This is a genomic window from Bacillota bacterium, assembly GCA_023511455.1.
Classification (GTDB): domain Bacteria; phylum Armatimonadota; class HRBIN16; order HRBIN16; family HRBIN16; genus HRBIN16.
This window is the reverse complement of record JAIMBJ010000041.1, coordinates 1-24,684: the sequence shown is the minus strand read 5'-3', so window position 1 is coordinate 24,684 and position 24,684 is coordinate 1. Positions and strand designations below refer to the sequence as shown.

Here is a 24,684-nt window from a genome sequence, read left to right as displayed (position 1 = left end):
CCTAACCCCCTTGCCCCCTTCCCTGCGAGGGAATGGGGAACGCCCCTCTCCTCGTAGGAGAGGGGACGGGGGTGAGGTAAGGCAAGGGGTAGCAAGAACGCCTCTCTCCGTGCGCTATAGCCAACTTCTCAACAATTCTCGAACACCCTCAGGTCTCGCCACGCGAGGGACATCCGGGTATGAAAGTCGCACTGCGCCGATGTTCAGCTGGAGGGCGAACCTTGCGGTGAGCTGAACCCCCACCCAAGCTCCCCGCGGGCGGGGAGGCGTTTCACGGCTCGGCGGGAGCCTCGCCCCCCAGCCTGGCGGTGGAACTGAACATCACTCCTCGATAAACCGGTGATACCTTCCCAGCCAGTAGGCAAGCAAGAACGCACCTCCGTACTCTTCGGAATGTCCACTGCCTCCCCAATCCATGCGATAGGGGTTGGCGTTCCATTTCAGTCCCTGCCGCTCATCCGGGGGCAGAGGTGTGGTGGAAATCCACTGACCGAATCGGCTGCGTGACTGCGAAATCACCAGGTCGGTGCGGTGGCTGTTGCGTACTTCCCACCCGCGCAGGTCCCAAGGCCATCGCTGGAGAGTCTGCACCGCCTCTTCCACATCACACGGTTTGCCGGTCGCCAGCCCGTAGATGAAGTTATACAACGGACTGCGCTCGGGGCGGATGGTGCGCCATGACCGCTCGATGCTGAGCTGTATCAATGCGCGACGGGAAGGTTCCTTCTCCAGCATCACGATGGGGTAATAGGCGAGGAACCAGAGCTCGTCGTCGGAGTGGTTGATGGCTTCGGGCGGGTGAACCACGCGCCCTTCGGCGGCGTTGAGCAGGTAGTGGTGTCTGGTAATCAGCTCTTCGTATTTGTCCTTGAAGCGCTGGTCACCGCAGATATGGTGGGCAACCTTCAGGTGCGAGAGTATCTCCATGGAGTTCAGCGCGCGCTCCTGCCACCACCAGGGGTTGTCGTTCAGGTATTCTGGTGCCCACACACCCCACGTCGTACGCTTGCCGTCGGGGCGTATGAGCAACAGGTTGTCGTTCAGGATGCGGTTGGTGACCGCGCGGCAGACCTCGGCAATCTCTTTGCGCTCCTGTTCATCTGCCACCAGCTCGTAGTAGATGTACCACGCGAAGTAGTGACCGTCTATTTCGTCCGAGCTGGTGTCGGTCTTCCACAGCCAGCCTTTCTGTGGCGAGGGTTTCCAGTTGTCGGGGCTGAAGTCCGACAGGTTGACGTTGTCCTCATCTTCGCGGGCGATGGCACGCGCGACGAAACCGGGCGAACCGGTCTTGTACACGAGCTCCAGCATCGCCCGCATACTTTGACGCGCCAGTTCACGGGCTTGCGGTTCCTTCGTGGTGGCATAGCGGAACGCTTGCGCCGCCACCGTGATGGATGTCCACAGCCCATCGTTGTCGGTGGCGTTGTAGCGGAACTTGCTGGGGTCTTCGGGGTCAAGCAGCTGGCAGTCGGCAGTGAATCCATAGCGATTGTGACGGTCAGCGTTGATTTGCTCGTAGTGCGCTGCCTTATCGATGAGGCGCATTTTGCGGACTTCGATGCGCGCCACACCTTTGTCGGTCGCGAACCATGCGCCGCCTGCACCATCCAGCGCGATGGCATACACGCGGTTACCGGGTAGCCACCGACGTCCCCAGAAGTAGCGCCATTTGCCTTCCTGAAGCACAGCGGCTCCTTCGCTGAATCCTACCCAGACCCAGCCCGTTTGATGGTCGCAGGCGACAGCGGTGACATTGAAATACGGTAATCCACCGGGCTCGGGCTTGATAGGCAACAGGTAATCGTCCAGATTGGTCACAATCAGCTCGCGCGAGGTGCCTATCCACCAGTGTCCAGCCGCATCTCGCGAAGCGCATTGCGGCACGCCGTCGAAGTTGGGCATCTGCTGGTGCGGGTACAGGCGTTTGGGATATTCCAGCTTCGGGGGCGGTTCCGGCACCAGCTGCTGGGCGGTTAACGGAGGATTGGTTGCTTTCTGCCAGCGTTCCCCTTCCAGCGCGTAGATTTCGCCTGCGAGGCAGTACACTTTGCCCTCGTGTAGCCTGATGGCAGTTACCGGCTGTTCGGGCAGTCCGTGCCTCGCAGTGTACTGGTGCGAGATGAGCTGGAAATAGGGCGAAAGGGTGAAAGTGACAACAATATCCAACAGCATGAGATTCCCTCCTGTAAACGGTTGCTTACTTGCTTTGCCAAGCTTCGCGATGAGGAGAGAATCTCCTGCAGCGGCTACGCAAGAGGACAGCGGATGTGTTATCATGACAGAGCTTCCAAATCTCAACAGGAGGTTCGCGATGACCATGATACCCAAGGAATGGCTACCGTCGTGCAGCATGAAACGTGTCATCTGCCACTGGACGGCAGGCGGTTACAAAGCCACCTCCCTCGACCGCGCCCACTACCACATCCTCATCGAGCATGAGGGCAACCTGATTCGCGGCACGCACAGCATCGCCGACAACGTCTCAACCGCGGATGGCGTCTATGCCGCGCACACCGCAAAATGCAACACCGGCTCGATCGGCGTTGCGGTATGCTGTATGGGTGGGGCGCAAGCGTTGCCGTTTCAGCCAGGACCTTACCCGATGACCCAGAAGCAATGGGAAACGATGGCGAAGGTGGTGGCGGAACTGTGCCAGTTCTACCGGATACCGGTCACTCCTCAGACCGTTCTGGGACACGGCGAAGTGGAGACCTATTTGGGAATACCCCAGCACGGCAAGTGGGACCCGATGGTGCTGCCCTGGACGCCCGACATGAGCAAAACGCAGGTGGGCAACTACCTGCGCGCGCTGGTGCAGCGGGCGATGATGGGCGAGGAGCCTGCGGAGCAACCGTCCCCTGCCACTCTGTTTATCGGCGGCAAGACCTTCCCCGTGGTGATGCTCAACGAATCCGCTTATGTGGCGATACGCTCACTGGCGGACGCTCTCGGCTGGAGCATCCACAGTGCGACTGCAGGGCAAGTGAGGTTGAACGCCGGGGGAAAGATGCTGACCCTGGCAAGCACGCTGGTCGGCGGCAAGGGGCATGTGGCCTGTCGGGATTTAGCCTATGCATTGGAACTGCCTATAGAGTGGGACGCACAGACGCGCCGGATCATGATTGGCTGACTGCGTGACGGGCATCCTTTGGCATCAGAGGATGCCCTGTCCCCCCTAGAACTCGGCGTTGCCGGGCGTGCGCGGGAAGGGGATGACGTCGCGGATGTTCTTCATGCCCGTCACGAACATCATCATCCGCTCGAAGCCCAGCCCGAAGCCCGAATGGGGCGCGCTGCCATAGCGACGCAAATCCAGATACCACCAGTAATTGCGCTCATCCAGCCCCAGCTCGCGAATGCGCCGCAGCAGCACTTCGTACCGCTCTTCGCGCTGGCTTCCCCCGATAATCTCCCCGATGCGCGGCACCAGTACGTCCATCGCCCGCACCGTCTTCTCATCGTCGTTTAGGCGCATATAGAACGCCTTAATCTCTTTGGGGTAGTCGGTGACCACCACCGGGCGCTTGAACAGCGTCTCGGTAAGATAGCGTTCGTGTTCCGTCTGGATATCTGCCCCCCAGCGCGGCGGGTATTCGAAGTTCTGCCCCGACTCCTGCAGCAGTTTGATGGCTTCCGTGTAGGTGATATGCTCGAAGGGCGAGTGCAATACATGCTCCAGTGTAGAAAACACGCTGTCGTCGATCCACTTGTTGAACAGCTCAAGGTCTTCGTGGCACTCGTCCAGCACGGCGGCGATGAGATACTTCAGGAACTCTTCTGCCAGCTGGCGGTTACCGTCCAAATCACAGAACGCCATTTCGGGTTCTATCATCCAGAACTCGGCGAGGTGGCGCGGCGTGTTGGAGTTCTCCGCGCGGAAGGTAGGACCGAAGGTATAGACATTGGTGAACGCCAGCGCGAACGCCTCCGCCTCCAGCTGTCCGCTAACGGTGAGGTAGGCAGGCTTGCCGAAGAAGTCCTGCGAGTAGTCCACCACTCCGTCCGGCGTGCGCGGCAGGTTCATCAGGTCGAGGGTTGTCACGCCGAACATTGCGCCTGCGCCTTCACAGTCGGAGGTGGTGATAATCGGCGTGTGTACGTAGATGAATCCTCGCTCCTGAAAGAACCTGTGGATGGCGAACGAGAGTACGTTGCGGATGCGGAACATCGCGCCGAAGGTGTTGGAGCGCAGGCGCAGGTGGGCAATCTCCCGCAGATACTCGAAGGAATGCCGCTTTTTGGAGAGCGGATAGGTGGCGGCGTCCGCCGGCCCCAGAATCGTGATGGAATGCGCGCGCAGCTCCACCGGTTGTCCGGGCGCAGGGGACTCGACCAGTGTGCCTTGGACCGAGACGCATGCGCCTGTGGTGATTTTGGAGAGCTGCTCGTCGTTCAGAAGACCTTCCTCGATAACCACCTGCAGGTTACGCAGGCAGGAGCCGTCGTTGATCTCCGCGAAGGAGATGCGTCCCACGTCGCGGCGGGTGCGTACCCAGCCATTCACCGTGAGTTCCGAGCCAATCGGCGCTTGCAACGCCTGCTTCACGCGGACAAAGGATGTCATCTCGTCGCCATCACCTTCTTGCCTGTGGGTTCCGTGCATTTTCTGCATCACTATTGTAGCACGTACGTCCCCAGAATGGTAGGGGAACACCTCTGGACTGGAGTACGGTAATAATAAAAGCGCGAGTAGTTTTGTTCAGAGGTTGGAGAGAATGAAACGGCGTTCCAAAAGCATCCTGACGGGTCTGGCGGTGGTGAGCATCGTTCTGGTGATTGTGGCTGTTCGCTTTGCGATGCCCGCTCCGAAGGTGGAGGTGGTTCGCCCTGCCAGCCGCGATGTGGTAGAGGTAGTGGTAGCCACTGGTCGCGTGCGCGCGTTGCTGCAGAGCGAGGTTGGTAGCGAGACGGGCGGCGTGGTAGAAGAGGTGCTGGTGCGCGAAGGCGACAGGGTGCAGGCGGGGCAGGTGGTGGCGCGGTTGCAGCGAGATGAACTGCTGGAACAGCTGAACGCCGCGCGTGCCGCCGTGGAGACCGCCACCCGCGAACTGCAGCAGGTCTCTCGTGGCAGTCTTCCCGAAGAGATTGCCCGCGCCCGTGCTGAGCTGGAGCAGGCAGAGCAGGTAGGGCGCGCCCGTCTCGAGGCAGCGGTGCAGCGACTGCGCCAGCTGGAGGCAGGGGGTCGCGCGGAAGAGATTGGGCGGGCGCAGGCGGCGGTTGCCGATGCGGAGGCGCGGCGCAAGCAGGCGGAGGCAGACCTGAGGCGTACCCGGCAGCTGTTCGAGGCAGGCGCGTTGAGCCTCGCCGATGTGGAGAAAGCGGAGACCGCGCTGGAGTCCGCACGCGCAGCGGAAGAGACCGCACGGGCGCAGCTGTCCCTGGCGAAAAACCCAGCCCGTTCCGAAGAGATTAAAGCCGCGCAGGCGGAGGTGCAATCCGCCCGAGCCAGTTTGGAACAGTCGGTGAAAGCAGCGCAGGCGAACCTGCAACTCCTGCTACGCAAACCCCTGCGTGAGGAGGTGGAGGTGGCTCGAGCGCGACTGCGACAGGCGGAGGCGAACGTGCGTCTGGTAGAGGAACGCCTGAGGCAACGGGATGTGCTGGCGCCGATTAGCGGGATAGTCGTACGGCGCAACGCCGAGCCCGGGCAAAGCGTGCTTCCCGGTGCCAGCCTGATGTCCATTGCCAGCATGGAGCGGGTGGAAATCCTGATGGAGACCGACGAGAGCAATATCCCCCGTCTTGCCCCTGGGCAGAGCGCAGTGGCGGTGGTACCCGCGTATCGCGAACAGCCGTTCCGCGCAGTGGTGACGCAGGTCGGTCCCGAGATCGACAGCCAGCGCGGAGTGGTTACTGTGCGCTTGAGACCGGTGCAAATACCTTCCTTCCTGCGCCCAGATATGACCGTGGACGTCAGCGTGGAGGTGAAGCAGCTGAAGGCAGCCACCACCGTGCCGGTCACTGCGGTGGTGTCGCGCAGCGGCGACACCGTGTTTGTCGTTGAGAACGGCAAAGTGCGCGCGAAACCGGTTCGAGTGCTGGCGAGGGGGGAAGAGACGGTAGCTGTCGAGGGACTGTCACCGGAGGATTTGGTGGTGAAACAGGCGTTGCGCGTGAAAGAGGGGCAAAAAGCCACACCACAGCTGGCAGCAGGAGGTGCGCAATGATCGACCGCTTCTCGCTGAGTGTAGCGATACGTCACCTGCTGTATTACAAGGGACAGACGCTACTCACCATGGGCGTGGTGGCGGTGAGCGTCACGCTGATTATCTTTCTGGGCGCACTGATTGGGGGACTCCAGAAGCGGCTGATTAGCAGTGTTACCGGCGCGATCCCGCACGTGGTGGTGCGTCAGCCGGAGCGCGAGCCGGTAGCAGCGTGGGAGGTTGCCAGTGTCGAACAACCGCTGTATCTGGGTGAACGGGTGAAACTGCAGCAGCAGAAGCGCAAGATCGAGGACTGGCAAACGTGGGAACAGCGATTACCCGCGTTCAGCGACAACATCCGCGCGGTATCGCCGGTGGTGGAAGGACAGGCGTTTGTCAGCCGCAGTGAGAAACGTAAAGCGGTCAGCGTGGTGGGCATGTTCCCCGAAAAGCACAACAACGTGGTGGATGTGCAGTCGAAGCTGGTGCGGGGACGCTTCTTTGGGCTGAACGGCGGCGAGGCAGCCATCGGATTCAAGCTGGCGGATGAGTTTGGGGTAGACCTGGGCGACAAACTGCGCGTGGTGAGCGCAGAAGGCAATGTGGCGACCTACACGGTGGCAGGGATTTTCGACACCGGCTTCAATGCGGTCGACAGCGGCACAGTGTTCGTGCCCCTGCGAGATGCCCAGAGCCTGTTTGGAGTCGGTAATGCAGTGACCACGATTGGGCTGAAGCTGAACCGCATTTTTGAGGCAAAAGACCTGGCGCAGCAGATGGCGCTGCAGGTTCCTTATGAGACGCGCTCGTGGATGGAAGACAACCAGCAACTGCTCAGCGGGCTGCGTGCGCAGTCGCAATCGTCCAACCTGATTCTGGTCTTCACCACGATTGCGGCGGGGTTCGGCATCGCCAGCATCATGATTACGTCGGTGGTCACCCGTCTGCGCGAAATCGGCATCCTGAAGGCCATCGGCGCGACCAATCGGCAGATTCTGCAGATTTTCGCCATTGAGGGCACGTTACTGGCGTTCTTCGGGGCGATTGCGGGGGCGGTGCAGGGTATCGCCCTGAGCCTTGCGCTTTACAGCATCCGCACGCAGGTGAGCGAGACGGGACGCACCGCCGAGGTGTTTCCCTTCGACCTGACGGCAGACCTGGTGATACGCGCCATCGTCATCGCGGTGGTGGTGGGTCTCATCGCGTCGTGGTATCCGGCGTGGCGGGCGGCACGGGTAAACGCGATAGAGGTCATCCGGGGGGTGTAGCATGGAGACCACCAACGGCGAGACGGTGTGCGAGCTGCGCCACGTGGATAAAATCTACGAGGGCGCTGTGCCCACCCCTGCCCTGCTGGACATCAACTTAAAGGTGCGCCGCGGCGAGTTTATGGTGGTGCTGGGCGCATCCGGTTCGGGGAAAACCACCCTGCTGAACGTGATGGGCCTGCTGGATACGCCCACTTCTGGACAGGTGTGGCTGGCAGGCAGAAACGCCGCAACCCTATCGGAAGAGGAGCGAGCTGCCCTGCGCAGCCGCTACATGGGCTTTGTGTTCCAGTTCCACTACCTGCTGCCGGAGTTCACCGTGCTGGAGAACGCGCTGTTGCCCTGCACTATTGTGGGCAAAGCGATGGCAGAAGCCAACCGCGAGCGCGTGAAGGAACTGTTGGTGCGGGTAGGACTGGGCGACCGGCTGAACTATCGTCCTGCGCAGCTGTCAGGTGGTCAACAACAGCGGGTGGCTATCGTGCGGGCACTGGCGAACAATCCCGAGCTGGTACTGGCGGACGAACCCACCGGCAATCTGGACAGCAAGAACGGTTTCGCCGTGTTCGAGATGATGCGCTTCATGAACCGGCAGACGGGGACCGCCTTCGTGGTGGTGACGCACGACGAGCGACTGGCGCAGGAAGCCGACCGCGTGGTGGTGCTGGAAGACGGCAGAATCATCAAAGAGGAGCTGCAACGTCCTGCCCTTACGCATGAGCTGTAGGAGTCTACCCGTCGAACACCGCCTCGTACTCGGAGATGCCGCTCAGGTACAGTCGCGCCGTTTTGCCTGCCAGCTTGTCGGTACCGCGCTCCGCTGGGTCGCCGATGACCTGCGGGTACCACCTGCCGCCGACCAGAATCTTCTGCGGCTGGCTCCAACTGCGCGGCTCATCCAGTCTCGTGCTGAAGCTGACGTAGATACCTTCCTGCACCCAGCCTGTGCCCTTTGCGCGGTTCAATAGCATCACATACTGCTTCAGGTGGGTGTTCCGGTGTACGGAGGGTCCCCAGAAGGCGTCGCAGTCCGCGCGCATCCAGTCGGACATGGCGGGGAAAATCGGGGTCACCCTGCCGCCCAGACCCGGCTCCTGCCACCCTCCCTGAAACCATTTGTACACCTTGCCAACAGGCTTGTCGCGGTGCGCCCAATCCATCCGCGCCACTGCGACGCCCTGCTCTTCGGGTTTGCCCGCGTAGTTGCCGAAGAAAAAGTAGAGATAGCGTTGCGCAGGGTCCAGCATGACGCAAAAGTCGCCGTGTCCTCCCGCGAAGTAGCCGTTTTGCGCGTCGCAGCGCAGCGTGCCTTCAGGCGCGGTGAGCACGAATCCCAAATCCTGCCATGTTCTGCCATCGTCAGTGGAGCGGATGGCGCCGATTTTGGGCGCGGTGAGCGAAGTGCCCGGACACAATCCTGCAGGTTCGTGATGGTACCAGCCGTACAGCGTGCCGTCCGCCGCCAGAACGGTACACTCAATCCATCGTCCGCCGTTCAGGGTGTTGTCGAACGTGACGGGCTGCGCCTCGCCGAGGTCGTAAGGGGATTTTCCCTCACTGCGGAAGGGATGTCCCGCAGACATGAAGATGACGAAGCGGTCGCCCCGCCAGTGGCATGGGCTGTTGGAATCGACCCCTGCGGGCAGGCGATGCTCGGTCGCCGCGCGCAGGATGAGTTTTGGAACAGTTAACATCTTTTTCCTCCTACAACTTCGGAGATGTTGGCTGAAAACTCGGTAAGACCACCCTGCGGCTACGGCGATGGCTCGCGCTGCAGCTTCTCCCTGTCGATGATGTCGCAGGGAATGGGGACAAGTTTGGGAACCGGCTCACCGCGCAGGTGTTTGGCCGCCATCTCCACCACCGTGCTGCCGATTTTTCGGGGAAACTGCACGGCGTCCGCCTTGAGTGCGCTGCCCCGCAGGATTTCCCGCCGTGCTTCGGGGTCGCCGTCGTAGCCGACGATAACCACGTTGGTGCGCCCCATGCTCTCCACTGCCTTCAGCGCGCCCAGCGCAGTGCTGTCGTTAATCGCGAAAATACCTGCCAAATCCGGGTGCTTCTGCAGCATGGTCTCGGTAACCGCCATCGCTTTGTCGCGCACGCCGTCGCCGGGTGGGCGGTCCACCACCTGAATGCCCGGGTATTTGGAGATGGCTTCCATGAAACCGCGCGTGCGGTCCTGAACACTGGTCACCACCGGGTGGTCGATAATCACCACTTTTCCCTTCCCACCCAGCAGCTTCGCCAGATATTCACCTGCCAGCCTGCCGCCCTGCACATTGTCCGACGCCACGTGGCACACCACGTCACCGCCCTGCGCGGCGATATCGGCGGTAAACACCGGTACTTTGGCGGCGTTCGCCTTCTTCACCGCGCCCGCGATGCCCGCCGAGTCCACCGGACAGATAATCAGCGCGTCTACACCGCTGGTCAGGAAGTTTTCCACCTGCGCTGTCTGGTCGGCAAGGTTGAACTCCGCGCTCTGGATGAGCAGTTCGATACCTTCCTTCTCCGCCGTTTCGCGCATCGCGGCTTCCAGCTCTTGATAGAAGGGATGCTGCTTGGTCAACAGAGTGACCCCCACCCGCCACTTCTTCTCCGTGGTGGGGGCGCCTGTTTGGGTTTGCCGTCTGGCGCAACCGCTAATCAACAGCGCAGCGAACAGCAGCGCGACCAGTATCTTGCCACGCATGGGTTATCTTCTCCTCCTCATCAGCCTGTGAACCAGGCGACGGTTACGCTATGTTCCCTGTTTGGGAGCAATCTGGGTGCCTGCCCATGACTCGATAAGTTGTACGACCGCCGTGTGATCGACATCCCCGCCAATCTGTCGCTTTGCCATCTCGAACATCTCTGCCGCCAGCTGCATGAGCGGGACGGGCACGTACGCCTCCCGTGCGATAGAGACGGCGATGCGGGCGTCTTTCGCCAGCAGGGCAAGGCTGAAGGTGTTGGGGAACGCCCGCGTGAGCACGCGCTCCGGAAAGTGCACCTCACTCGCGAACGATCGCCCCGAGCTGACGTTGATGACCTCCAGCGCGATGGCGGGGTCTACCCCCTGTTTCGCCAGCGTGACCAGCCCTTCGGCGGTCGCCAGCAGCCCGACGGCGAGCAGTATATTGTTCACCGCTTTGACGGCGTGCCCCGCGCCCACATCGCCCACATGGAACACCTTGCCTGCAAACGCCTGAATGACCGGCAGAGCGCGGTTGAACGTTTGCTGGCTACCGCCGACCATCACCGTCAGGTTACCCGCCTCTGCACCCACCTTGCCTCCTGAAACGGGTGCGTCCAGAAAATCGCATCCCACTGAGCGCAGGCGTTCGGCAATGCGTCGGCTGTGGTTGGGGTCGCCGCTGGTGCAGTCTATCCACACCGTGCCCGGTTTCAACGCAGGCAATAGCTGTTCCGCTATCGCCTCCACTTCCACGCTGGTAGGCAGGCAGGTGAAGATGAACTGCGCCTGCGCGGTGTCAGTCAGGTTTTCTACCGCATGTGAACCGAACTGCTGTGCGTGCGCCTGCGCCTTGCTGGTAGTGCGATTCCACACCAGCGTCTCAAACTGCTTGGCGAGATGCCCTGCCATCGGATAGCCCATTGTTCCCAGCCCAATAAACGCCACTCGGTACATCGGTTTATCCCTCCAGCTCCGCGTAGTATCGCTCCACCGTTTCGTAGTCTACCGTATGGTCTGGCGTCATACCCAACCGCTCGTACAGCTGCCGGCGAGCGCGCATGTCCGCTAACAAGACGGCGCGGGCATGTCTGGCGACTTCTTCTGCCACCTCCAGCGGCACGACCACCACGCCGTCGTCGTCCGCCCCCACGATGTCACCCGGACGCACCTGCACACCGCCGCAGCCGATTCTGGTCTGCACTTCCGCGACCTCAATGCGCCCCGGAATGATGGTGCGTCCACGCGCGCGACAGCAGATGGGCGTCTTCTGCAGGGTGAGCTCGTAGGTGTCTCGCGCGTAGCCGTCGGTGATAATGCCCACCGCCCCTGCTGCGACCACCCCCAGACTGTTCGCCGACCCCCAGAAACCTACCTCTTTGCTGCCACCCGTGTCGGTGACAATCACGTGCCCGGGCTGAATCAGATGCTCGAAGCCGATGTGTCCCACCTCTTTGAACCAGATGCCGTGTGCGTTCACAATCTCTTCGGTGGTGTTTAGCCTCCACATGGGGCGATTGGCGGGCACGCAACGCACGGTGAGCGCGACCCCCCAGAAACGCAGCCCGCTCCACAAAGGACGTATCTCGGGCGACATCAGCGTCAGGTCGAAATAGCCGATGCCGTCCAGCGCATCACACACATCCACCACGCGCAGGTATTTGTAGAGCTTGCAAATGGCGAAAGCGTCCGACATATCCTCCCTCCTGTTTTCATCGCAGCCACACCTCCGCACCGGGCGACGTGGCAGCGGTGGCATTGGGTACAGAGTAGCGTATCAGGGAGATATCCCCTTTTGCCTCGAAGATTCGCGATTCCTCCACCCGTTTGCCTCCATCATCCTGACCGTCCACGCCTCTGGAGTAAAGCAGGAATCCTTTGGCTCCGGTACGGTACACGAACTCGCCGCCGGTGATGGGGTCGTGGTTCAAATCGGCGGCACCTGCTTCAGCCAGGGTGCGCGGATAGCTGCCATGACGCATTCGATAGGCACGCACCGCTGCCGCACAAGCCAGCAGGCGCAAGCGCGTCACGCTCACCGCAGATTTGTCCGCCGACTGGCTGAACACGGTCGTCATCAAGCCCTGATTGAGTGGATGACCCGGCGTGCCCGGCGACTTCCGCTGAAGCAGGGGCTTTTTGGCTTCATCGATGGCCTTGTCATACATCCGCGCGGCTTCGCGCGCGGCGGCTCGCAGGTTCATGATTCTGCCCATGTAACGGGGCATTCCCGCCCCCGACGGTGCACCGAACAGCTTAGCCGTCCGTTCACCGCCCTCATGCATGGCGTGGTACATGGCAATGGTGAACCGCTCCTCGCCCTCGAGAGCATGCCAGAAGGGGACACGTTTCTGCTCCCACTCACGCACCACCTGCACCACGCGGTCGCACCCGGCAGGCGAGAGTTTCGCAAAGTCTCTGGTGAAAGTGTGCGTGGCGATGGATATCATCGCCTCCCCGACGAGATACCGTATGATGGGCGCGCCGTTGCGTATCATTTCTGTCAGCAGCAGAGTGGTGCGCAGGTCGTCGGCGGCTCTGGCGTCATCGCCCTCCTGAAAAGCGAGGCGGATGTCGGCAGCTTCCACTCGTGCCCACTCGCGGAACACGGCGGCGGGTTCGATGGTAGCCGTCATACTATCCCAGTCGGTCACGACCGATGGCTTGGAGAGCAGCTTCCGGTATTCGCGGCGAATCGGCTCATACGCGGCAACGTATCGGCGCAACGTAGACGCTCCCGCGTTTGGCTGATAGACCCTCCGCGCAATCTGTTGCAGACCGGGTGTGCTTGCCTGCAAATGCTGTGTTTTCCGCACCAGCTGCAGGAGGGCAGGGTAGGCGTTGTCCGACGGGGTAGGGAGAGACGGAATGGGCACGTCGGGCGGCGCAGTCCAGTGCAAGAATAGGATGCCCCCCGCCATCAACGTGAGGAAAGCCACTGCTCCACAACCAACGAACCAGAGGTTTCGCTTGTTCATGGCCACCTCCAGGCACTTTACCACAGAGGACACAGAGAACAAGGAAAAGTTCCCTTCTCTTTGCTGTGCATGGCGCATCGCAGAACCGTTTGACAATTGCTCTCATCCCCGCTGTGCCTGTTCCACCATCTGCAGAAACTGCTCTTCGGTCAACACCGGCACGCCCAGCTGCAACGCCTTCTGGTACTTGGAACCGGGGTTCTCACCGACCACCACGTAGCTGGTCTGCCTGCTGACGCTGCCGGAGGCTTTGCCGCCCAGCTCGCGCACCAGTGCCTCCGCCTGCTCGCGGGTGAAGTGCTGCAACGCGCCGGTGAACACGAAAGTCCATCCCGCGAAGGCATCGGAACGTTTTTGTCGCTCCGCAAAAGGGGTTACCCCGGCGTCCAGCATCTTCTGTATCACTTTGCGGTTCTCCTCGCGGCGGAAGAACTCCACCACCTCGCGGGCGGTAGCAGGCCCGATTTCGGGTATCTGCAGCAGTTGCTCCTCGCTGGCGTTCATCAGCGCGTCCAGACTGCCCAGATACTCGGCAAGCAGCTGCGCGGCGCGTTCGCCCACGTGCCTAATGCCCAGCGCGTAGATGAAGCGTGACAGCGGCACCTGCTTGCTGCGCTCCACCGAGTTCAGCAGGTTCTCCGCCAGCTTCTCGCCCATGCGCTCCAGTGGCAGCAGGTCTTCTTTCTTCAGGGTGTACAGGTCGGCGGGGTCGCGGATGATGCCCTCCTCGAATAGCCGCTGCACCCACTTATCGCCGAAGCCTTCGATGTTCATCGCGTTGCGCGACGTGAAGTGCCGGATGCGCTCCACAATCTGCGCGGGACACGCCAGATTCACGCACCGTGCCACCGCCTCTCCTTCTGGCTTCTCCACCGGCGCGCCGCACTCGGGGCAGGTTTGCGGGCGCACAATGGGCTGTTCGTCGCCGTCGCGCTCCTCCTCCACGACAGACACCACCTCGGGTATCACGTCGCCTGCGCGCTGAATCACCACGATGTCCCCAAGCATCACGCCTTTGCGAGCGATTTCGTCCTCATTGTGCAGGGTTGCCCGCGAGACGGTCACCCCGCCGACCTCCACCGGCTCCATGATGGCTACCGGGGTCAGCGCACCCGTGCGCCCCACCTGCCAGCGTACCTCCAGAATGCGCGTGCGCGCCTGCTGAGCAGGGAACTTGTAAGCAATCGCCCAGCGGGGGCTGCGTTGCACGTATCCCAAATCCTGCTGCATCAGCACGGAGTTGACCTTCACCACCACCCCGTCCACGTCGTAGTTCAGCTCCTGGCGGCGCGCCGTCCATTCTTCACAGAAGGCGACCACCTGCTCGATGCCATCACACACGCGCGCGTGCGGATTGACGGGAAACCCCCATGCCTTCAGCGTCTGCAGAATCTGCCAGTGCGTCTCGAAACTTGCGCCCTCTATCGCGCCGATGCCGTAAGCGAACAGGCTGAGCCGCCGTTTGGCGGTGATGCTGGGGTCCAGCTGGCGCACCGAACCCGCCGCCGCGTTGCGGGGATTGGCGAAGGTGGGTTCGCCCGTTTGCTCGCGTTCTTCGTTGATGCGGCGGAACTCGTCGTGGGTGAGGTACACCTCGCCGCGCACCTCCACAAACGGTGGGATAGGCAATGGCTCATCGAACAGGGAGGAAGGAGCAGTCGCAGGTTGCCGCAGGCGCAGGGGGATAGCGTGGATGGTGCGCAGGTTCTGGGTGACGTCCTCGCCCTGAATACCATCGCCGCGTGTTGCGCCAGTCACAAACACACCGTTTACATAGGTCAGGGAAATCGCCAGTCCATCGATCTTCAGCTCTGCCACGTATTCGATACGCTGGTCAGGCGGCATACCCAGAAACCGCTTGATGCGCTGGTCGAAGGCGCGCAGTTCCTCCGCCCCGAAGGCGTTATCGAGGCTGAGCATGGGCTGGCGGTGCGTATGGGTGGCAAACGCCTCCAGAGGCGGCGCGCCCACACGCATGGAAGGCGAGTCGGGCGTGCGCAGGTCGGGGAACTGCTCTTCCAGCTGCAGCAACTCGCGCATCAGGGCGTCGTACTCAGCGTCGGAAATCTCGGGTTGATCCAGCACGTAGTAGAGATAGTTGTGGTGTTCAATCAAGCGCCGCAGCTCTTCCAGTCGCTTTTGCGCCTGTTCGCGGGTGAGTGTGCTCATGGGTATGCCTCCTTGCGCCATGTTCCATCGATTTATACGTTTTGCGGGCACAGGCTCCCTGCACACCCGCCTGCAGGGCAGGGTTTCTGCCGAGCCGCTGGCATTTTCTTTCACCGTACCGGATGTTGGTTATCCGGTTGTGTTCGCGACGAAGCATGCCTCTTCCAAAAACATGGGGCGTCGCAGGCTAACCAGTGCAGTTACCCTCTAAAAATCACCTCACAAAACCGATAATCTCACCGGTATCGCTCCTCTAAAGAAAACAGACAACGAGCGTTTTGAGTCGTCACTGTTGCCAGCTCCTCGAGGGGAACGTTCTTCAACGAGGCGACCATTTGGGCAATCAGCGGGATATAGGCGGGCTCGTTGCGCTTGCCGCGGTGAGGCATCGGCGCGAGATAGGGTGCATCTGTTTCCAGCAGCAGGTTATCCAGCGGCACTTGCTGTACGACCTCGCGCAATGTGCGGGCGTTCTTGAAGGTCACGACGCCCCCTATTCCCAGATACCAGCCCATCTCCACCGCGCGCTGGGCGTGATGCAGTTCACCGCTAAAGCAGTGCAGCACCCCACGCAGGGGATAGCGAGCCAGTGTGTCCAGCAGGTCATCGTAGGCGTCGCGACAGTGGATAATGACCGGCAGCCTTAACTGCAGGGCCAGATGAATCTGCTGTTCCAGAGCGTGCTGTTGGGCATGTTTCGGTGAGAGGTTGCGGTAGTAGTCCAGACCGATTTCGCCAATTGCCGCCACACGAGGATGCGATGCCAGCCGGTGCAACTGGAGCAGGGCGTCTTCATCACACTGCACGGCATCGTGCGGGTGGATACCGACCGACGCCCAGCAGCCGTCGAGCCGTTCTGCAACCTGCAACGCAGACTCGCTGCTGGCGAGGTCGTATCCTACGACAATCGCGGTGTGTACGCCTGCCTCCCTAGCGCGGTTCCAGACGGAACCTGCGTCGGAAGCGAAGTCCCGATGGTTCAGGTGACAGTGCGTATCCGTCCAGATGTTCATAACATCATGATGCCTGAAGGGATAGGCGCCTGTCAAGAGTACGAGGAACCATATCTTGTAAACAAACGTCTAATAAATGCATACCAACAGGAAGTATACCAGCAGTACGTTTCGCAAGATTCGGAATCCAGCGCAAAAAACTGGTATGGCGTGCAGCTGCAACTTATGGAATGCATTCAGAGGATAACCAGGTGCCGCCTACCACGTGTCAGATTGTTGATGTAAGGAGAGGTCGACCATGCCACAACTGAGAAAAGACCCCGTCACCCGGGAATGGGTGATAATCGCAACGGAGCGAAGCAAACGCCCGTCGGATTTCAAGACGAGCGAGGTCATAGAGAAACGAGCGGAATACGTGCCGGAATGCCCGTTTTGCCCCGGCAACGAGCATCAGACGCCGCCGGAGGTGGCTGCCTACCGCAAGGCGGGAACCTGTTCGAACAGCCCGGACTGGTGGGTGCGCGTGGTGCCCAACAAGTTCCCCGCACTGGCTATCGAGGGCGACCTGGAGCGGAGTGGCATCGGCATGTACGACTACATGAACGGTGTCGGTGCGCACGAGGTGATTATCGAAACGCCTCGCCATGACCACCACCCTGCGCTGATGCCCGAACAGCAGCTGGAAGAGGTCATCTGGATGTACCGTGACCGCTCGCTGGACCTCGCGCAGGACAAGCGGTTCCAGTACATCATGGTCTTCCGCAATCACGGACGTGTGGCAGGTGCATCGCTGGAGCATCCGCACTCGCAGCTGATTGCCCTGCCCATGGTGCCTGCCGATGTGCGCCGGCGCATCGAAGGCGCATCTCTGTACTATGACCTGCATGAGCGGTGTGTGTACATTGACATGGTGCGGCAGGAAGAGCGATTCGGCGAGCGCGTGGTGGTGGCGAACGAGGAGTTTCTGGCTTTCACGCCCTTCGCGTCCAAATACCCGTTCGAGACGTGGATTGTGCCGCGGCGGCATCAACCGTCCTTCACGCAGATCGACCGCGAGCAGGCGAGGGCGTTCGCGTGTATCCTGAAGGAAGTGCTGCTGCGCATGGATGTTGCGCTCAACCATCCACCCTATAACTTCACGCTGCACACCGCGCCGATCAACCAGGAGCGCAACTACCACTACTTCCAGTGGCACCTGGCGATTATGCCTCGCTTGACCATTGCGGCGGGATTCGAACTGGGCACGGGTATTTACATTAACGTAACCACGCCCGAAGACGCCGCACGCCACCTGCGTGAGGTGCAGCTGGGTGTAGAAACCGCACAGCCTGAAATGTCGGTGCCGGTGCATTAGACGCAGGTCGCTACCAGACCATCGGCTTACCAGAACTCTCGCCCTCCAGACAGCGCACCGAACGCCCTCTGGAGGGCGAGGCTGTTGTCAGGGCGTCGCCATCAGGTCAGGAAGCGATTTTCGTACTTGCCGCCTCCATTGCCAACCGCACCCGCCGTTCGACGGCAACCGGCATTCCATGGTCGTCTACCACTTCGACGCTGCCGCGTATCACGCGCGTTTGCCAGCGTACGGCGTGGGCAAACTCCTCGCGCCCCTCCCACAGGTATGGCACGGGCAAGAAACCAGCCCAAAAGACCGTATATAACCCCTCTGCGCTGTAGGGGTCGGGGATGCTTTCCTCAATCGCCTTCAGCACGGTGCGCGCCTCCCGAAGCAACTCCTCCGTGCGCGCTTTCACCTCGTGATGCTGCGACATATCCTCCAGCTCACCTTTTGCCCGCAGACGGCGATACTCCTGCAGTGCGGCAATGGTAATCTGGATGCTCTCGTTCACTACGGGCGGATCCGCCAGATGAGACGCTTCCGAGTAGCTGACCACATGGATGATAGGCGGACTGTTCGGATTGTGCGGCTCGATGTCGTCCATCAGGGCGGTCACCGCTGCCAGCTGCGCTTTCGCGCGTTCCAGATTGGGTGAAAAATAGTCGAGCCCCGCCCGTGGTTGCAGGATGACCTGAAACCGTTCGTCCTCCAGCTCACGCACAAGGGTCAGCAGCGCCCGTGACTTCGCCAGGTCCTGAATGCCCCACGTGGCTTTGGGCGTGTTCAGCATGTTCTGCAGGATCAGGGCAGGCACGCCCAGCCGCTTTGCCGTACGCGCTGCCAGCACGGACGAGACCACATAGCTGACGTCATCTGCTCCCCGGAACGCAAAGTGGTGGGGGATATTCGGCTCAAACGGCTTGCCCGACCCGGCAATGAAGCGCAGGGTCACCAGATGCTGTTGCAGGTTTTCCCGCACGGTATATGGTCCGCGTCCGTCGATCTGGCAGAACCACCAGAACGACAGCGCGTGCCAGGCGATGTGGATGGTCTCTTCATACATCCGCGCCAGCTGCGGGATGTTTTTGGTGCCCGCGTAGGTGCGCACCAGCATCGGACGTGCCGCCTGCCACACCATGCGGAACTCCTCTGGCGACTGGATGGGCACTCCGCCGCCGTTGGGCAAGCCCGTCCAATCCTCGCCAAAATGCGACTGGCTCAGCTGCGACGTGCCGATGGAGAGAACGTCTAAGTATCCTGCCTGCGCCAGCTGGCGCGTCCAGTCCAGAAACAGGCGTACCGCTGCCTCGCGGTCGGGCAGGTAGGGACCGACGTGTGCCCGCATCAGCGGAGGCTGCTGGTGCTGCTGGGTGTGGCGAATCCGCGCGACTACTGTATCCCGCGGCGTGCCGAACTCGGGATAACCGCTTCGGTCGGGGGGCTGAACTTGCAGGTGCTTGCCGCTTTCCACCAGCTCACGCCCAAAACGCAGGCGGAACTCGTCGTACTCCACTTCGGCAGTCATCGCGGCGGGGATGCGCGATGCAGGAACCCCCAGCTTGCGCAGGGTCTCGGTGGGCGTCTCGTCGCCGTCGAAGGTTTCCACCAGGTCACCGTGCTCTCGCCATACGCGCTCGCACGCCGCGGGCAGACCCGCGAAGTAGATGCCTCGCAGCGGCCCGCCCTGCTCGGCAAACAGGTGACGAGTGCGCAGCTGATACAGAAGCCTGCCGAAACGCTCTGCGCCCTCCACGGGGTCCAGGCGATAACTGAAGCCCAGCCGCGTGATGCCATGACGCCGAATCCAGTCCAGCACGATTTCCACGTTGTCCAGGTGGGAGGGGTGGTTCGCGGCGGCGCACACGAAGGCATCGGCAATCACGACCGAATAGCCGCAGTCCTCCAGCAGCTGCGCCACCGAGCTGATGCCCAGCGTGTGGGCGTCAATAGCGGGGTGTATCAGCCCGAAGACCTCATCGTTTTTCAGCAGACGCGCCATCACTTGTGCCCCTACGAGACTATACCTTCCAGTATACGCAAACGAATCTCCCGCAAGTTCCGCCCAGCCAGTCCCATCTTCTCCACCGTCCGCCCGATGTGCCAGTAGTCACAGCCGTGCATCAGGTTTGCCAGGTGGATGATGGTGCGAACGGTGGGACACGGCACGCCCAGCATCTCTCCCAGAGAAGCAATCGGCACCAGGCTCATGGGCACGTCTTCGGTGATGTAGCGGTGGTGGACGATGGGTGGCGCCTTGATGCCGTAGTATCCCTGATTGGCGCGGATGGCGTCAAACAGCGTTTTGCCGGAAGCCCCGTAGGCGATATACAGCCATTCGCGGGCGGTCATACAACCAAACCCCATCGCTGCCGCCACTGCCACCCGCTCGGCGTCCAGAGTTTCCAGCACCTGCGCCACCGACGGGGTAATGCCGTCAATGTAGTATTCGAAGTCGCCGTGCGTGCTTTCGATGCGTGCGGCGTTCAACACCGTCACCGCCGGGTGAAAGATGGCGCCGATGTTGTCCATACTGGTCTTCATCACGTTGTCTCCCGGTACGAACTCGGTATAAGCCGCGCGCAACGCCTGAATGACCTCTGGGGTACGGTACGCCGGTATCGCCGCGACGGGCACACTGTTCTTGATGCCGAAAATCTGCACCTGACCGGGGTTCAGCGCGCGGCTGGCGTAAAGTAGCGTTTGCGCCTCCGCCACAATCACGTCTGCCTTCACCCCGTGCTGCTGCAGCACATGCAAGACCTCCAGCGCACCGCCAGTACGTCCCGGGTTCAGCACGATGATGTGTCCATCGTGCAGATAGGGCGCCAGTCGCTCCGCCACTTCCGCATGACCTGTCGCCGGTAGGACGACCATCAACACCTTTGCATCGCGGATGGCTTCCTCGATGTCCGTAGTGACCAGCGGAATGTGCGCCTGCCCCTGCGGCAGGTCGGGGCGGTCTGGGCTGGCAATCAGATGGATGTAGCCCGAACGCTGGATGGGTTGAAGACGCTCTGGACTGCGGTTCCAGAGATGCACCCGCCCCCCCTTCAAAGCCAGATGCGCCGCCATCGCTAAGCCGCCGTTACCTGCGCCCAGTACGCAAAAGGTCGTCTGTGCGGGGGAATCGGTTGCAGGTTGGCTCAATGGGACACCTCCTACAGGCAGCTCCGCAGCAGGCATCGAGCAGAAACCCATGCCCTGCGTGCGACAGCACTATTATATCACACGGAGCGCAAGGGGCAACGGGCCTGGCAGAAGGCTGACACTTGCGTGGTGTTAAGGCATTGTTTGGAGGGCGAAACTCCGCGTGAGCCGTCCCCCTCCCGACCTCCCCGCGGGCGGGGATGTGTCTCACGGCTCGGCAGGAGCCTCGCCCTCCGGTGTCTGTTGCTCGCTGCTTCCAATGTCTTGTGCTCTGGCTACCGCTGTTGTCCTTGTCGGTGATGATTACGGAACGTCCCTTCCCCGTGTGCCCTGCCGGGTGAGGTTCACATCGGGCAGGTTGTTCACCGCAGGGACTATTTGCCGGCGGCGCAGGTACTTGGCATGCCCATCCGCAAACAGGAAGTTCGCACTGCCCTGCCAGCTCCAGAAACCGCAATCTGTGGCGAACGGCTCGTGATTGCTCAGCCATTCGGCAACAAGCACCTTCTGCGCGGGAAACAGTACGCCGCTTTCGTGCTGTGCTTGCACAGGTAACATGCGCAAGGCAGAAACAATTGCGCCAGCGTTCGCACAGGTACTGTTGCTCAACGCAGACGCCAGCCCGTTAATCTGCTCAGGAGAGTGAAAAAAGGCAGCGGAGTATGCGTAAGAGGTTCGCTCCCAGATCTGGGCGGCTCGCGAGTCAGAGGGACACCACAGCACATCGCTATGCTTCACCGAAACCGGCTCGCGGTAGCCGGACGGCAGGCTCCACATACGTCCTCCGGGCAGGTAGTCCTGAATCAGCACACGCCAGTTACGCCCCATCCACAGGTTGGGGTCGCCGTTACAAGGATAGTATGAGTCGTAGTCGTTCAGATACAGCTGGATTGCCATGCCGATTTGCTTCAGGTTGCCCTGGCAGGTTGCTTTGCGTGCCGACTCGCGGGCACGCGCCAGCACGGGGAAAAGCAGACCAGCCAGCACGGCGATGATGCCGATAACAACCAGCAGTTCTATCAAGGTGAAAGCGTCTTTGCGCAAAGCGTACCTCCTGAATATGGGCTGGATCTCGGGGGATGGACAATCCATCCCCCGAAACACATCAGTCGCACAGCCAGTAGTTCTCGTTCGGGTAGGAACCGCCGCCGCTGGGCAGACCTTCGGGCGACACCAGCGTCTCGTCGAACTCCTTCGACGAGGCCACGAACTTCGCGTGCCCGTCCGCGAAAATCAGGCTTCCCCCCTGCGGATGCCACATGCGGAAGTAGTCCCACGGGGCATCGAAGTCGTAGCCGTACTTCTCGTAACCCGGCACGTTTCGGCTGAAGAAGGGGAACATCTCATCGCGCATGATGCGCGTCTGCGCCGGGTTCACGAAGCTGGCGTCGGTGACAATCTTCTGCTGGTAGCCGAAGTTGCTGCACACCTCGAGGTTGTTCTGCGTGGAGAAACCGCATATTACGGTGTAACAGCAGTGGGTGAAGCGGTAACTGGAACCGTACGCCTGCCAGTAGGAGTTGGTGCCCGGCACGTCGCGCTGTTGATAGGGGCTGCCCGTGTCGCTGGGGCACCTGAACACAGGCTTGTTTTTGGTGTATGGCTCCAGCGAGACCTCCACCCCCAGATGCCCCGGCTGTCCCGCGGGCGGCTGGCTGTTGTAGGCGTGGAAGATGGGGAAGGTCTCGTCGTAATCCTGCACATACATCCGAACTGCCAGACCAATCTGGCGGGCGTTGGAGATGCAGGTCGCCACGCGAGCGCGCTCTCTGGCTTGCGAGAAAACGGGGAACAGAATCGCCGCCAGAATCGCGATAATCGCGATGACCACCAGCAACTCGATCAGCGTGAAACCGCGCTTGGCTTGCATGGTGCAATCCTCCTTTTGGGCTTTCGCGCCAGCGAAAACGCCGCCTCTCGGCAGAGAAGCGGCGTGAGGATTGGCACATCTTTCGTTCGCCACTCCGCTTCCCTACGCCGGCATTACCCGGATCAGGTTCCGAGGGTTCCCCGCCCAACGCGAGGTCTCAGCCGTGGTCGGCTCCCCTAGCGGATGCGTATCGCCCGGCGGCGATTCGCTGCGCGGTTTGGAATTGTCGATAAGAGTATACCCCCAATTGGCGGGCGATTGCAAACAGTGTTCCCCTGCAGCGAGGCAGTGAAATTGCTCTGCTGGATCCTGATGCTCGGCCAATCTTTCCAGTTCTTCACGGCGATTACGCTGCGCCGCACGTATTTGGAACTGAGCATGTGTTTGCACATGATGTCGGTTTGTTCAAGAGCGGACGGCAGGAAGAACAGGCACATCCCCACGCTAAGCCAGAACACCTGTATCTTTTGCAACAGGCAGACCTCCTTCTTCCTGCATTTTGGGCTACACGGACTGGGTTCGCCTATAAAGATACAGGTGTTTAGCCAAAATAAAAAACGGTTTTACATCACTACACGGAGGAATGAGTTATGTGGCATGCATTAGTGCGCCCTGCAATAGGGCTCATGTCGCGACTGTCTTTCGCACGAAAAATGATGCTCATCGCGGCGGTGTTTGCACTGCCGATCGCAAGTAGTCTCTTCACCATGACCCGACAAATCAACGAGGACATCGCTTTTGCACGAGGAGAGTTGCAGGGTCTGGAATATTTGGAGCCAATCACCCCTCTAGTGCAACACGTGCAGCAACTTCGCGGTGCAGCGGCTGGTTATCTCGGGGGCGACCGCTCGTTTGCAAACATCATGAAGCAGAGGCAGCAAGCCATCGCAGAAGACATCCGCAAAGTCGATGAAGTAGACCGCCGCTATGGAGAGACCTTTAAGGTTTCCCAACAGTGGAGAGAGTGGAAGCAGGCGTGGCAGCAACTGCAGCAGCAGATGGAAGAGCTGACCGCTGAGCAGAGCTTTGAGCGCCACTCTGAGGTTATTCAGCAGTTACTGCGATTTCGCAAAGCGGTAGCAGACGGCTCTGGGCTGGTTCTTAACCCGGACCTGGACACCTACTACGCCATGTATACAGTGGTGTTCGTTCTCCCCGAGCATATCGAGATGCTGGGACAGGCGAGGGCTGTTGGCAACGCAGCCCTCGCGACTAAAACAGTGCAAGAGAAAAAGAGGCGACTGAGTGCTTTGTACGGAAGCATCGCCTCTATCAGGGACGAAGCGAATCTTAGCATCCAAAAGTTGACTGACGCCAATCCCGCGGTGCGGTCGCGTATAGAGGCGGTGCTGCAAGAGGCACAGGCGAAGGAGTCAGCCTTTTTGGATGACCTGAACAAATTAACTGCCAGCGATGCTGCCTCCTACCCCTCTGCGAAACAGTACTTCGACCGTGCGACTGCCGCCATCGATGCGCAGTATCACCTGTTGAACGCCCTTCAGGAGACATTCGGTGCTCTGCTGACCGAGCGCATCCGCGAGAAAGCAGCATATCGGTGGCGAGTCTTGGCGCTAGCCCTCCTGCCAACAGTGCTTGCTATGTGGTTGTTCCTCGGCTTCTACTGGGGGGCTCGCGCGCAGATTGGACAACTGCTGATGGCATCTCAGAAACTGGCTCAAGGGGACGTGCAGGTGAACCTGCAGTCTACCTCGAGAGATGAGCTGGCTCAGGTGATGCACGGGATGCAGAGTGTGGCAGACTACCAGAAGCAACTCGCCGACGCCAGCCAGCAGATTGCCCAGGGCGACCTGAGGGTGCAGGTCAAACCCGTTTCCGAACGCGACATTCTGGGCAACGCCTTCGCCACGATGGCAAAGAACCTGCGTGAGCTGGTTCAAGAGATACAGGCAAACACCTTACAAGTGTCCTCCACAGCGCAGCAGCTTTCTGCTTCTACCGAGCAGTCGGGACGGGCATCTCAGGAGATTGCCCGCGGCAGCGAACAACTGGCACAGCAGTCTACCGAAGCGGCTCAGTCGATGGACAACTTAGACCGGGCCATCCGCACCGTGCAGCAGGGCAGCGAGGCACAACGCGAAGCCGCTCAGCAGGCGGAAGAGGGCATGAGGCAAGC

Annotated in this window: 20 protein-coding genes and 1 riboswitch; of the genes, 6 read left to right on the top strand and 14 right to left on the bottom strand. The window is 60.9% G+C overall.

Going from position 1 to position 24,684, the window contains the following annotated elements; genetic code table 11:
• Window positions 1–321 precede the first annotated feature (321 nt).
• On the bottom strand, window positions 322–2,175 hold the full coding sequence (locus tag K6U75_15285; protein MCL6476406.1) for a hypothetical protein: 1,854 nt from the start codon (window positions 2,173–2,175) through the stop codon (window positions 322–324).
• A gap of 103 nt (window positions 2,176–2,278) precedes the next feature.
• Between K6U75_15285 and K6U75_15280 the strand changes: the two genes are divergently transcribed.
• Entirely contained in the window at window positions 2,279–3,133 is an 855-nt protein-coding gene (locus tag K6U75_15280; GenBank protein ID MCL6476405.1) for an N-acetylmuramoyl-L-alanine amidase, read from the top strand.
• A gap of 45 nt (window positions 3,134–3,178) precedes the next feature.
• Here the strand turns inward: K6U75_15280 and asnS are convergent, their stop codons facing one another.
• Complete coding sequence (asnS, locus tag K6U75_15275; GenBank protein MCL6476404.1) at window positions 3,179–4,567, bottom strand: asparagine--tRNA ligase; 1,389 nt, start codon at window positions 4,565–4,567, stop codon at window positions 3,179–3,181.
• A gap of 151 nt (window positions 4,568–4,718) precedes the next feature.
• Here asnS and K6U75_15270 point away from each other — a divergent pair, with 151 nt between their 5' ends.
• The 3 genes from K6U75_15270 to K6U75_15260 are packed head-to-tail and all read left to right on the top strand — an operon-like array spanning window position 4,719 to window position 8,144.
• Entirely contained in the window at window positions 4,719–6,170 is a 1,452-nt protein-coding gene (locus tag K6U75_15270) for an efflux RND transporter periplasmic adaptor subunit (protein MCL6476403.1), read from the top strand.
• Entirely contained in the window at window positions 6,167–7,417 is a 1,251-nt protein-coding gene (locus K6U75_15265) for an ABC transporter permease (GenBank protein MCL6476402.1), read from the top strand. The genes K6U75_15270 and K6U75_15265 overlap by 4 nt, the downstream gene beginning before the upstream one ends.
• Window position 7,418: 1 nt before the next feature.
• Window positions 7,419–8,144, top strand: a complete 726-nt coding sequence (locus K6U75_15260; protein MCL6476401.1) for an ABC transporter ATP-binding protein — start codon at window positions 7,419–7,421, stop codon at window positions 8,142–8,144.
• 4 nt (window positions 8,145–8,148) lie between these two features.
• On the opposite strand, the gene K6U75_15255 is transcribed toward K6U75_15260, so the two are convergent.
• The 7 genes from K6U75_15255 to K6U75_15225 all read right to left on the bottom strand — a co-directional run bounded on the left by K6U75_15255 (window position 8,149) and on the right by K6U75_15225 (window position 16,254).
• The gene (locus K6U75_15255; GenBank protein MCL6476400.1) at window positions 8,149–9,111 is read right to left on the bottom strand and encodes a DUF4185 domain-containing protein; all 963 of its coding nucleotides are present in this window, start codon (window positions 9,109–9,111) and stop codon (window positions 8,149–8,151) included.
• A 59-nt stretch (window positions 9,112–9,170) separates the two neighbouring features.
• Window positions 9,171–10,112, bottom strand: a complete 942-nt coding sequence (locus tag K6U75_15250) for a substrate-binding domain-containing protein (protein ID MCL6476399.1) — start codon at window positions 10,110–10,112, stop codon at window positions 9,171–9,173.
• 48 nt (window positions 10,113–10,160) lie between these two features.
• Window positions 10,161–11,051: an NAD(P)-dependent oxidoreductase gene (locus tag K6U75_15245; GenBank protein MCL6476398.1), complete on the bottom strand. Its 891-nt coding sequence runs from the start codon at window positions 11,049–11,051 to the stop codon at window positions 10,161–10,163.
• Window positions 11,052–11,055: 4 nt separating this feature from the next.
• The gene (locus K6U75_15240) at window positions 11,056–11,790 is read right to left on the bottom strand and encodes an RraA family protein (GenBank protein MCL6476397.1); all 735 of its coding nucleotides are present in this window, start codon (window positions 11,788–11,790) and stop codon (window positions 11,056–11,058) included.
• A gap of 16 nt (window positions 11,791–11,806) precedes the next feature.
• The gene (locus K6U75_15235) at window positions 11,807–13,072 is read right to left on the bottom strand and encodes a type II secretion system protein GspG (GenBank protein MCL6476396.1); all 1,266 of its coding nucleotides are present in this window, start codon (window positions 13,070–13,072) and stop codon (window positions 11,807–11,809) included.
• 102 nt (window positions 13,073–13,174) lie between these two features.
• Window positions 13,175–15,241, bottom strand: coding sequence for an NAD-dependent DNA ligase LigA (ligA, locus tag K6U75_15230; protein ID MCL6476395.1), 2,067 nt, complete (start codon window positions 15,239–15,241; stop codon window positions 13,175–13,177).
• Window positions 15,242–15,477: 236 nt separating this feature from the next.
• Complete coding sequence (locus K6U75_15225; protein ID MCL6476394.1) at window positions 15,478–16,254, bottom strand: TatD family hydrolase; 777 nt, start codon at window positions 16,252–16,254, stop codon at window positions 15,478–15,480.
• Between the two features lie 238 nt (window positions 16,255–16,492).
• On the opposite strand from K6U75_15225, the gene galT reads away from it, so the two are divergent.
• Window positions 16,493–17,548, top strand: a complete 1,056-nt coding sequence (gene galT / locus K6U75_15220) for a galactose-1-phosphate uridylyltransferase (protein MCL6476393.1) — start codon at window positions 16,493–16,495, stop codon at window positions 17,546–17,548.
• A 106-nt stretch (window positions 17,549–17,654) separates the two neighbouring features.
• On the opposite strand, the gene K6U75_15215 is transcribed toward galT, so the two are convergent.
• The 5 genes from K6U75_15215 to K6U75_15195 form a co-directional block, all read right to left on the bottom strand.
• On the bottom strand, window positions 17,655–19,532 hold the full coding sequence (locus K6U75_15215; GenBank protein ID MCL6476392.1) for a cobalamin-binding protein: 1,878 nt from the start codon (window positions 19,530–19,532) through the stop codon (window positions 17,655–17,657).
• An 11-nt stretch (window positions 19,533–19,543) separates the two neighbouring features.
• Window positions 19,544–20,716: an NAD/NADP octopine/nopaline dehydrogenase family protein gene (locus K6U75_15210; GenBank protein ID MCL6476391.1), complete on the bottom strand. Its 1,173-nt coding sequence runs from the start codon at window positions 20,714–20,716 to the stop codon at window positions 19,544–19,546.
• A 267-nt stretch (window positions 20,717–20,983) separates the two neighbouring features.
• A complete protein-coding gene (locus tag K6U75_15205) occupies window positions 20,984–21,772 on the bottom strand; it encodes a type II secretion system GspH family protein (protein MCL6476390.1) in 789 nt (262 codons plus the stop codon).
• Window positions 21,773–21,785: 13 nt separating this feature from the next.
• Window positions 21,786–22,550, bottom strand: coding sequence for a DUF1559 domain-containing protein (locus tag K6U75_15200; GenBank protein ID MCL6476389.1), 765 nt, complete (start codon window positions 22,548–22,550; stop codon window positions 21,786–21,788).
• 82 nt (window positions 22,551–22,632) lie between these two features.
• Window positions 22,633–22,738: riboswitch (TPP riboswitch) on the bottom strand.
• Window positions 22,727–23,023, bottom strand: a complete 297-nt coding sequence (locus K6U75_15195; GenBank protein MCL6476388.1) for a hypothetical protein — start codon at window positions 23,021–23,023, stop codon at window positions 22,727–22,729. Its footprint overlaps the riboswitch before it by 12 nt.
• Before the next feature lie 117 nt (window positions 23,024–23,140).
• Here K6U75_15195 and K6U75_15190 point away from each other — a divergent pair.
• Window positions 23,141–24,684: nitrate- and nitrite sensing domain-containing protein (locus K6U75_15190; protein MCL6476387.1), on the top strand; the 1,544-nt coding region annotated here is incomplete at its 3' end.

What these genes read in the sequence shown, in the direction of transcription:
- K6U75_15255 (MCL6476400.1), bottom strand. Translation starts at nt 9,111, where the DNA reads ATGTTAACTGTTCCAAAACTCATCCTGCGCGCGGCGACCGAGCATCGC.
- ligA (MCL6476395.1), bottom strand. Translation starts at nt 15,241, where the DNA reads ATGAGCACACTCACCCGCGAACAGGCGCAAAAGCGACTGGAAGAGCTG.
- K6U75_15260 (MCL6476401.1), top strand. Translation starts at nt 7,419, where the DNA reads ATGGAGACCACCAACGGCGAGACGGTGTGCGAGCTGCGCCACGTGGAT.
- K6U75_15240 (MCL6476397.1), bottom strand. Translation starts at nt 11,790, where the DNA reads ATGTCGGACGCTTTCGCCATTTGCAAGCTCTACAAATACCTGCGCGTG.
- K6U75_15280 (MCL6476405.1), top strand. Translation starts at nt 2,279, where the DNA reads ATGACAGAGCTTCCAAATCTCAACAGGAGGTTCGCGATGACCATGATA.
- K6U75_15225 (MCL6476394.1), bottom strand. Translation starts at nt 16,254, where the DNA reads ATGAACATCTGGACGGATACGCACTGTCACCTGAACCATCGGGACTTC.
- K6U75_15215 (MCL6476392.1), bottom strand. Translation starts at nt 19,532, where the DNA reads ATGGCGCGTCTGCTGAAAAACGATGAGGTCTTCGGGCTGATACACCCC.
- K6U75_15285 (MCL6476406.1), bottom strand. Translation starts at nt 2,175, where the DNA reads ATGCTGTTGGATATTGTTGTCACTTTCACCCTTTCGCCCTATTTCCAG.
- K6U75_15265 (MCL6476402.1), top strand. Translation starts at nt 6,167, where the DNA reads ATGATCGACCGCTTCTCGCTGAGTGTAGCGATACGTCACCTGCTGTAT.
- K6U75_15250 (MCL6476399.1), bottom strand. Translation starts at nt 10,112, where the DNA reads ATGCGTGGCAAGATACTGGTCGCGCTGCTGTTCGCTGCGCTGTTGATT.
- K6U75_15200 (MCL6476389.1), bottom strand. Translation starts at nt 22,550, where the DNA reads ATGCAAGCCAAGCGCGGTTTCACGCTGATCGAGTTGCTGGTGGTCATC.
- galT (MCL6476393.1), top strand. Translation starts at nt 16,493, where the DNA reads ATGCCACAACTGAGAAAAGACCCCGTCACCCGGGAATGGGTGATAATC.
- asnS (MCL6476404.1), bottom strand. Translation starts at nt 4,567, where the DNA reads ATGACATCCTTTGTCCGCGTGAAGCAGGCGTTGCAAGCGCCGATTGGC.
- K6U75_15235 (MCL6476396.1), bottom strand. Translation starts at nt 13,072, where the DNA reads ATGAACAAGCGAAACCTCTGGTTCGTTGGTTGTGGAGCAGTGGCTTTC.
- K6U75_15210 (MCL6476391.1), bottom strand. Translation starts at nt 20,716, where the DNA reads ATGCCTGCTGCGGAGCTGCCTGTAGGAGGTGTCCCATTGAGCCAACCT.
- K6U75_15245 (MCL6476398.1), bottom strand. Translation starts at nt 11,051, where the DNA reads ATGTACCGAGTGGCGTTTATTGGGCTGGGAACAATGGGCTATCCGATG.
- K6U75_15205 (MCL6476390.1), bottom strand. Translation starts at nt 21,772, where the DNA reads ATGGATTGTCCATCCCCCGAGATCCAGCCCATATTCAGGAGGTACGCT.
- K6U75_15270 (MCL6476403.1), top strand. Translation starts at nt 4,719, where the DNA reads ATGAAACGGCGTTCCAAAAGCATCCTGACGGGTCTGGCGGTGGTGAGC.